This window comes from Pseudomonas sp. Sample_9 (assembly GCF_004307535.1).
In the GTDB taxonomy this organism is placed as follows: domain Bacteria; phylum Pseudomonadota; class Gammaproteobacteria; order Pseudomonadales; family Pseudomonadaceae; genus Aquipseudomonas; species Aquipseudomonas mercuritolerans.
In genome coordinates, this window is sequence record NZ_RAZO01000369.1 from 1 (window position 1) to 8,006 (window position 8,006).

The 8,006-nt window shown below is 58.9% G+C and carries 7 protein-coding genes, 2 tRNA genes and 1 pseudogene; 2 read left to right on the forward strand and 8 right to left on the reverse strand.

Annotated elements, in window-relative coordinates:
- From D6877_RS21175 to D6877_RS21200, 6 genes and pseudogenes are all read right to left on the reverse strand, one after another.
- Positions 1-1,240 (reverse strand): annotated as a pseudogene (locus D6877_RS21175) (type IV secretion protein Rhs); the annotation flags it as partial.
- Between the two features lie 239 nt (positions 1,241-1,479).
- Positions 1,480-1,887, reverse strand: a complete 408-nt coding sequence (locus tag D6877_RS21180) for an SEL1-like repeat protein (protein WP_130912016.1) — start codon at positions 1,885-1,887, stop codon at positions 1,480-1,482.
- Entirely contained in the window at positions 1,888-2,259 is a 372-nt protein-coding gene (locus D6877_RS21185; RefSeq protein WP_003223109.1) for a hypothetical protein, read from the reverse strand. It abuts the gene before it with no gap.
- Positions 2,256-2,597 (reverse strand): helix-turn-helix transcriptional regulator, encoded by a 342-nt coding sequence (locus D6877_RS21190; protein ID WP_130912017.1) that lies wholly within the window; start codon positions 2,595-2,597, stop codon positions 2,256-2,258. The genes D6877_RS21185 and D6877_RS21190 overlap by 4 nt, the downstream gene beginning before the upstream one ends.
- 112 nt (positions 2,598-2,709) lie before the next feature.
- Entirely contained in the window at positions 2,710-3,165 is a 456-nt protein-coding gene (locus D6877_RS21195) for a YkvA family protein (protein ID WP_016773733.1), read from the reverse strand.
- A gap of 293 nt (positions 3,166-3,458) precedes the next feature.
- Positions 3,459-4,175: an FKBP-type peptidyl-prolyl cis-trans isomerase gene (locus D6877_RS21200; RefSeq protein WP_016773732.1), complete on the reverse strand. Its 717-nt coding sequence runs from the start codon at positions 4,173-4,175 to the stop codon at positions 3,459-3,461.
- 269 nt (positions 4,176-4,444) lie between these two features.
- On the opposite strand from D6877_RS21200, the gene D6877_RS21205 reads away from it, so the two are divergent.
- Together D6877_RS21205 and D6877_RS21210 are read left to right on the forward strand one after the other, a co-directional pair.
- On the forward strand, positions 4,445-6,256 hold the full coding sequence (locus D6877_RS21205) for a di-heme-cytochrome C peroxidase (RefSeq protein WP_130912018.1): 1,812 nt from the start codon (positions 4,445-4,447) through the stop codon (positions 6,254-6,256).
- Positions 6,253-7,431, forward strand: a complete 1,179-nt coding sequence (locus D6877_RS21210) for a catalase family protein (RefSeq protein ID WP_130912019.1) — start codon at positions 6,253-6,255, stop codon at positions 7,429-7,431. The genes D6877_RS21205 and D6877_RS21210 overlap by 4 nt, the downstream gene beginning before the upstream one ends.
- A 167-nt stretch (positions 7,432-7,598) precedes the next feature.
- Here the strand turns inward: D6877_RS21210 and D6877_RS21215 are convergent.
- Positions 7,599-7,675 (reverse strand) — tRNA-Asp (locus tag D6877_RS21215).
- A 19-nt stretch (positions 7,676-7,694) separates the two neighbouring features.
- A tRNA-Val gene (locus D6877_RS21220) sits at positions 7,695-7,770 on the reverse strand.
- Positions 7,771-8,006 lie beyond the last annotated feature (236 nt).

The following is an 8,006-nucleotide window of genomic DNA, read 5'->3' on the forward strand; positions in this document are numbered from 1 at the left end:
GGGTCAGCAGTTCTTCGCCGGTGACCATCGACACCGGGCAGCCATTGGTACAGGTTTTGGGCACGCAATCGGCGGCATCGCCGTTGGGGTTTTTCGCCTGGTCGGGCGCGTCGTCGTGGGGCTCGTCTTTCTTCAACATGGCGTTGCGCTTGGCATCCCAGCGCAATTGCATCCGGCCCTTTTTCACCCCGGCGGCGATGCCCCGCGCGGCAACGGCTTTGTAGCGGTCGACGTATTCAATAAAGGCGTTGACGATGCTGAACAGCGCCTTGACCAGACGCTTGGCGACGTTGAACAGCTGCGTTGCGCGGTCAGCCAGACGCAGCGTCAGATAAGCGATCCCCGCCCCCGCTCCGACAAACGTCAGCACCACGCTGATCAACACATCGATGATCAGTTGCACGATCATCATCGACGCCACTTCAGCGGACTTGTCGGCAATCGCGCTGGGCGGCAGCATGTCCAGCCACAGGCTCGCCGACCGCAGCAGCAAGCACATCGCCGCCTCGTCACTGACCAGCAACTGCAGCTTTTCCATGAGATCCGGAGCGGTCTGTGCCAGCTCGATCAGATCAGCCGCGCCGCTGCCTAGACGCTCGGCAAACTTGCCGGGATCCTGAAGAATTTCCGAGAGCAGACCGAGGCTGTCCCACACGCCTTCGATAGCGGCCCAACTTCCAGCAAGCATGCCGTTGCTGGCCGCTATCGCCACCGACTGTGACCACTGCGGCTTGAAACCTTGCCACTCGCTACGCAGCCAGTGTTCCAGTTCGCCGGTCAAACCGTCGTAGGATTCGAACAGCTCGGTGACTTGACTGGAGGTGACAGCGCTGTGAACCAAAACGCGGTAGAACTTGCCCTCTTCGCCTCTGAATTCAGCCTTGCCCTGCTGATCAAGGGTGACCGGGCTGGTCTTGCCGCTATCCACGTCGACCACATCGACGGAAATGTTGCCCAGCGGGATGTCATAGACCGATTCGAATTTGCTCTCGATCTGCATCAGCCCGCCCTGCGGGCACTGGACGACACTGGAGGAAAATTCGTCGTCGCTGCTGCTGACCGCCGTGCTGCTATCGCCGAAGCGGATGATCCGCTCCATACCCACCAGCGACGGCAGGTCTGCTGCCTCGCTGATCTGGTCCGCCCTGCGACTGAGCCAGTGATCAAGCTGTTCGCGGTAGAGGCTGAGCGTTTGCGGAAAGCTGTCGAGTTCCTGCTCGATGCGCGCGATGGCTTCCATCAACACACGCGAGCAAACAAGGTGGACTGAAAAACGGGCTGAAGCATGAGCGGTCCCTCGCGCAAGAAATTAGTCGCGGGAACTGTGCGGGGGATCAAAGAGGAAAGAAGTCAGGCGAGTAGGCAAAGGATGTAGGACTAATCTGCAATCCAGCATCAATCGAAAAACGTGCAGGCAGAAACGTAAACGCGGCGTGAGGAAAACCTCACGCCGCGTTTATTTAGAAGACATACATGGAATTACTGCGTTGAATCACCAGCCCTCAGCTGTTGCAGCTTCAGCTCGGCCAACGGGTGGCCGGCCTTGGCGGCCATGCTCCACCAACGAGCGGCCTCAACGGGATCCGGCGCCTTGCTCGGCGTACCGGCGAGGCTGATCACGCCGACTTGATAAGCGGCTTTACCGTCGCCGGCCAACGCCGCCAGACGCAGCAGACGCACGCCTTCTTCACGCGCGCCTAGCCCAACGCCGCGAAAAGTCAGAATGTGCCCATAAAAGCTTTGAGCATCGACATCGCCGAGGTTGGCCATGCGCGCAAACTGGCCCTCAAGCCAGCGCCAGCCACGCGGCTGGCGAACGAACCACGACCAATGAAACAGCCTGCGGGCCAGCCAGTAACCGGCCCGCGCCTTGAGCCACAGAAACACTCAGGCCTCCGCCGATTCCGGGTATTCGTATTCGAAGACCCGCACTACTTCCGACGCATGCCAGGACGCCGCCGCAACGCCATCTGACGGCCCGGAAAAGCGCCCCAGACGCTCGACACATTCAAAGAACCCGGTACGCGGCAAACGACTCGCACCCTGACTGATGACCAGCGAACTGCGCAAAGGCTGCTCGGCTTTGGCATCCAGTGCGGCCAGATGCTCCAGCGCAGCCGTCAGCGTCTGCATCGCCGGCGTCGGCAGCTGCAAACGCTCAAGCAAGGCTCGATAGGTCAGAAGATGGCGCTGACGGCGCGCCTGGTCCAGTTCCCCCAGCAATCCGTCCCAATGTTGACGGCTGATGCGTACGCTCACGATTCGTCCCTCCAACCCGGCACCGTCAGTTCCCAGGCCAGGCTGCGGCGAATCGCGGCGTCGGGCTGACGCTCACCACTTTCGATCATGGCCAGGTAAGACGGGCTGATGCCTACCGTGCGGGCCAGCGCCTCGATGGCGATGCCCTTCCCTTCGCGCAAACTGCGTAATTGATCCAGACCCGGAAGAATCGGCTCCGGCGAGGTGGCGAGCGGCGCTGCTGGCTGCTGCACCGGTGCTGCGTTGATCCCTGCTGCTTTCAGTAAAGCCTGATATTGAGCCCACGGCAGAACCGCGTATTCGGGTTCGCCATCGCGTGCAATTATCTGAATATCCATGACTACCCCGTAGGACAACACCACTTAGCGAGTCGGCACTTTTCCCTAGAAGTGTAATCCTAACAGCGGCTAAGGTCGCGAGTGGTATCTATCTGTAGGCAGTCCTGATCAGTCAGGGCTTTTTCGGGCCTTGCAGCTGCAATTGTTCAGGGGTATCAGGGAGGCGTTCAACCACCGCCAGCTTTTCGGGCTGCTGGCGTTTTCGCCACAGGCGGAAGGCGTTGAGTTCGTCATCGAGGGTTTTCATCAACCAGGCGAGGACAGCGATGTCATCGAGCATGCCGAACATGGGAATGAAATCCGGAATGGCATCCACCGGGCTGAGGAAATACATCAGGCCGGCCACCACCGAAATCAGCGACTTGGCACTGATCGCGCGATACTCGCCACGCCAGTAGGCCAGGCATAACGACTGCAGCAAGCGCAGATCATCCTTGAGCTTGCCCAGGCGATTGCCTTGCGCCGCGCCTTTGCTGGCCACGGCAAACAACAGGGTCGGCAGGCGTCCACGGGCCAGCAGGCGACCGGCCAACGGCAGGAATCGAGCGAAATTCCACGGAGCTTTCATCTATTCTTCCCGTTGAAATGTTATCCACACAAATTGTGGATAACCTTGTGAACAGAGCTGCATTTCAGCGCTGAGAGCCCCGTTTCATAAGGGCTGCGCTCAGATCGGGCGTTTTTTACTCACATAAAAAAGCCCAATATTTCATTGACTTGGCAGCTCAGGGCGTCTAGCGCGGGCAGCCTCAAAGCTATGACTGTGTTGAACGGCGTCAGTTCGCTCTGTTTACCTTTCCCGACCTGCAGTTGCAACAACGCCCCGCATAAGCGAGGCGTTGTTGGCGATACCGTTGCGTGTTACTTGGCAGCGGCGTCTTCTTTGGCTGGATCCTTGATGGCCAGCAGTTCCAGGTCGAAAACCAGAACCGAGTTGGCCGGGATTGCCGGGCTTGGCGACTGAGCGCCGTAAGCCAGATCGCTAGGGATGTACAGTTTGTACTTCTCGCCAACGTGCATCAGTTGCAGACCTTCAACCCAACCCGGGATCACGCCACTGACTGGCAGATCGATCGGGCTGCCGCGCTCGACGGAGCTGTCGAACACGGTGCCGTTGGTCAGCTTGCCGGTGTAGTGAACAGTGACGACGTCGGTCGGCTTAGGCTGTGGGCCATCGGCTTTCTTCACTACTTCGTACTGCAGGCCGGAGGCGGTTGTGGTTACACCAGCCTTCTTGCCGTTTTCTTCGAGGAATTTCTTGCCGGCGGCTGCCGACTCTTCGCTCATCTTGGCCATACGCTCTTCAGCACGCTTTTGCAGCGAGGCGAAGGCTTCAACCAGTTCTTCATCTTTCAGCTTCTGTTCTTTCTTGCCAACGGCATCTTCGATGCCCTGGGCTACCGCTTTGGAGTCCAGATCATCCATGCCTTCCTGGGCAAGGCTTTTGCCCATGTTCAGGCCGATGCCGTAGGAAGCTTTTTGCGCCGGGGTTTTCAGCTCTACGCTGGTCTGCGAGTCACAACCCGCGAGTACCAGGCTAACCAGGGCTACCGCCGCCGCCAACCGATGCTGTTTCATGCTATTTCCTTGTTCATGCGCCGAATGGGCAATCGAGTAAAGCCGCGAGCTTATCAGGCCGCCACGACCAATGGCTACCGGCATGAGAGCAGGATTCTTCCGATAAGTTCAGGGATTAAAACGCATTTGGCCGATGGCTGGATGAAGCTTCTGTCATCCACGGACGACAAGCCTCGTCGGCGCTTGCCTCAGCTTCTGGCGTAATGGCCACTTGCCCAGCCAGCGCCACTCAGGCATAACAGCGCAACAATTCGACAAGGATGTTCAACTTGCGCCTCTTATTCCGCGTTATCAGTGTGGTTATAGTGCTGGCGTTAATCGCCGTTGCGGTGATTGTCTATTACGTCGCCAACCCGAAATTGCCCTTCTACACCCCGCCGCAACAGGTACGTTATCTGGATCAGTGGAGCGAAGCTCAACGCCAGACTTACTACTTCACACCGCAAGGTACGCAAGTCAAAGGCCTGCGTTACGAGTGGTTCCAGGCATTGGAATTGCCGTTCTCGGAACAAAGATTCGCCTCGCCCGAATACCTCGCCCGCTTCGGCTTCCTGGTCGATCCGCAGCAAAAAGCCACCTTGAACAATCCCGGCAACCTGCCCGTCGGTTTTGCCCGGCATCAGAATCCCGGCAACGCCTCCGAGCACTATCTGGACATCACCTGCGCCGCTTGCCACACCGGCGAGTTGCGCTTCAAAGGTCAGGCCGTGCGCATCGATGGCGGTACCGCGCAACATGTGTTGCCTTCCAGCGTTCCTACATTGCGCGGTGGCAGTTTCGGACAGGCCCTGGTCGCAAGTCTGGCCTCGACCTATTACAACCCGTGGAAATTCGAGCGCTTCGCCAGAACCGTTTTGGGTGATGAATACGACACTCGTCACGAGCAATTGCGCAAAGACTTCAAAACCTCGCTGAATACTTTCCTCAGAGTGGCCTGGAACGACACCCATCGCGGCCTCTATCCGACCGAAGAAGGCCCGGGCCGCACCGACGCGTTCGGCCGAATAGCCAACGCCACGTTCGGTGATGCGATTTCCCCTGCCAACTACCGCGTGGCCGATGCCCCGGTGGATTACCCGCAGCTGTGGGACATGTGGACGTTCGACTGGGTGCAGTGGAATGGCTCGGCCCAGCAGCCGATGGCGCGCAATATCGGCGAAGCGCTCGGCGTCGGTGCCACCCTGAATTTCTTCGACGCCAACGGTCAGCCGCTGCAAGGCGCCGAGCGCTACCCTTCCAGCGTGCGCGTGCGTGATCTGCACGCCATCGAAGAAATCCTGCAACAGTTGAAGCCGCCAACCTGGCCGGAAGATCTGTTCGGTGCCATCGACAAGCCGCTGGCCGCCAAAGGCCGCGCGCTGTTCGCGGAAAACTGCGCCGGCTGCCATGTCCCGCGCCAATCGCAGGAAGGCGAACGCTGGGTGCAGCACTTGCACATGCTTCCCGTGGAGGTGATCGGCACCGATCCGAATGCGGCCAACAACATTGCCAGTCACCGTTTCGACCTGAGCGCACTGCAATGGGATGTCAATGAGCTGGAAAAGATGGACGTCAAACTGCACCCCGAACCCAAGGAGCCGCTTGATCTGAGCCAATTGTCGGTGGCCAAGGGCCTGGCTTACGTCACCGCGTTCGTGGAAAACCGGGCCTATCAAGAAGCGAAGATCACGCCGGAAGAAAAACCGCGCATGGACGGTTTCGGCCTGCCGATCGGCGTGCGCGAAAAAGTCGCTTACAAGGCTCGACCGCTGGCAGGCGTGTGGGCGACTGCGCCGTTTCTGCACAACGGTTCGGTGCCGAGCATCTATCAGTTGCTGTCACCGCAGGATGAGCGTGCAACCACCTTCTATAAAGGCACGCTCGAATACGACCCGCGCCATCTCGGTTATCGCACCGAGCCTTCCACCAACGGTTTTCTGTTCGACACGCGCATCAGCGGCAACCACAACAGCGGCCACGAATTCCGCGCCGGCGCACGCGGCAACGGGGTGATCGGCCGACTCCTGCAACCCGAGGAGCGCTGGGCGCTACTCGAATACCTGAAAGTACTGGGCGGACCACTGGAGGCGCAGTTGCCATGATCATGCCGACATTCAAAAAGGAACTGCCGCCGCTCGCGCGTTTCTGGCTCTGGTTGGGGCGCTTGCTTGGCAAGACTCTGCTGATCCTCCTGGTCATCGGCCTGCTCGGCTGGGCCATCGCCACCGCGTGGTTTGCCTGGCAGCATCGCGGGCCGGTGTCGGCGCAGGAACAGATTCCAGCAGGCGAAGCGGCGATGACCCAGGACGTCATTCAAACCGCAGTGCGCATCGTCGACCAGCACCGCGAACCCACGCGCTATCTGCGCGATGCCCACGCCAAAGCGCATGGCTGCGTGAAGGCGCAAGTGCAGGTGTTACCGGAACTGGCGCAATCGCTGCGACAGGGAGTGTTTAGCGAGCCGGGCAAGACCTGGCAGGCGTTGATCCGGTTGTCCAACGGCAATGCCTATCCACAATTCGACAGCATTCGCGACGCGCGCGGAATGGCGATCAAGTTGCTTGAGGTTCCTGGCACGCAACTGCTCGGCAACCGCCAGGACCAGCATGAACAGGATTTCGTGATGTTCAGCCATCCGAATTTCTTTGTCAGCAATGTCGCAGAGTATCGTCAGAATGTGGCGGCGCAGGCTGACGGCAAGAGGGTCATGGCGTTTTTTCCGACATGGGATCCGCGCACCTGGCAGGTCCGTCATCTATTCATCGCGTTGGCAACCCTGTCAGCGCCGCCGGACAGTCCGACCGAGACCACATATTTCTCGGTATCGCCCTACAAGTTCGGTGAGGCCAATGCGAAATTCCGCGTCGTGCCGGATCCGGACAGTTGCCCGGCGTATACGCTGCCCAAACAGAATCACGACTTGCCGAATTTCCTGCGCAGTGCACTGAATCAACAGTTGTCGACGGATCGGGTGCCGGCGTGTTTTGCCTTGCAGATCCAGCGCCAGGACGAGAACAAATACATGCCGATCGAGGACACGAGCATTGAGTGGCGTGAGCAGGATGCACCGTTTGAAACCGTGGCGCGGATCATCCTGCCCGCGCAGGACTTCGATACGCCGGCGCTGAATCTGCAATGCGACAACCTGTCGTTCAATCCGTGGTTCGGCATCGAGGCGCATCGGCCGATTGGCGGGATCAATCGCCTGCGCAGGGCGGTGTACGAGGCGGTGAGCGATTATCGACACAGTCAGAATGCCTCTGCACATCCCATGTAGGAGCTGACGAGCGCAACGAGGCTGCGATCTTTTGATCTTGTATGAAAAAAGCCAAAAGATCGCAGCCTCGTTGTAATCGTCAGCTCCTACAGAAATCGCAGACAGCAAAAAGCCCGCACAAGGCGGGCTTTTTGTGGTGTCTGGCGTTCAGTTCCAGATACCGAATATGGCGCAGCGGACGGGACTCGAACCCGCGACCCCCGGCGTGACAGGCCGGTATTCTAACCGACTGAACTACCGCTGCGCGTAACACTTGAAACGAATGGTGGGTGATGACGGGATCGAACCGCCGACATTCTGCTTGTAAGGCAGACGCTCTCCCAGCTGAGCTAATCACCCTTCGCTTCGTTACGGGGTGCATTATGCCACAAGTTTTCGTAAAGTGTTGATTTAATTGAATATTTTTCAAAAAAATCTGAAAACCGGTGAAACGATACATCCCGCGGGCACAACCTTGAGACAGAAAAAAACCCGCTTCAGCGGGTTTTTCCGTGGCGACCTGGCGTTCAGTGGTCCAGGTTACCGAATATGGCGCAGCGGACGGGACTCGAACCCGCGACCCCCGGCGTGACAGG

What these genes read in the sequence shown, in the direction of transcription:
- D6877_RS21195 (WP_016773733.1), bottom strand. Translation starts at nt 3,165, where the DNA reads ATGAAAGCTCCGTGGAATTTCGCTCGATTCCTGCCGTTGGCCGGTCGC.
- D6877_RS21200 (WP_016773732.1), bottom strand. Translation starts at nt 4,175, where the DNA reads ATGAAACAGCATCGGTTGGCGGCGGCGGTAGCCCTGGTTAGCCTGGTA.
- D6877_RS21210 (WP_130912019.1), top strand. Translation starts at nt 6,253, where the DNA reads ATGATCATGCCGACATTCAAAAAGGAACTGCCGCCGCTCGCGCGTTTC.
- D6877_RS21190 (WP_130912017.1), bottom strand. Translation starts at nt 2,597, where the DNA reads ATGGATATTCAGATAATTGCACGCGATGGCGAACCCGAATACGCGGTT.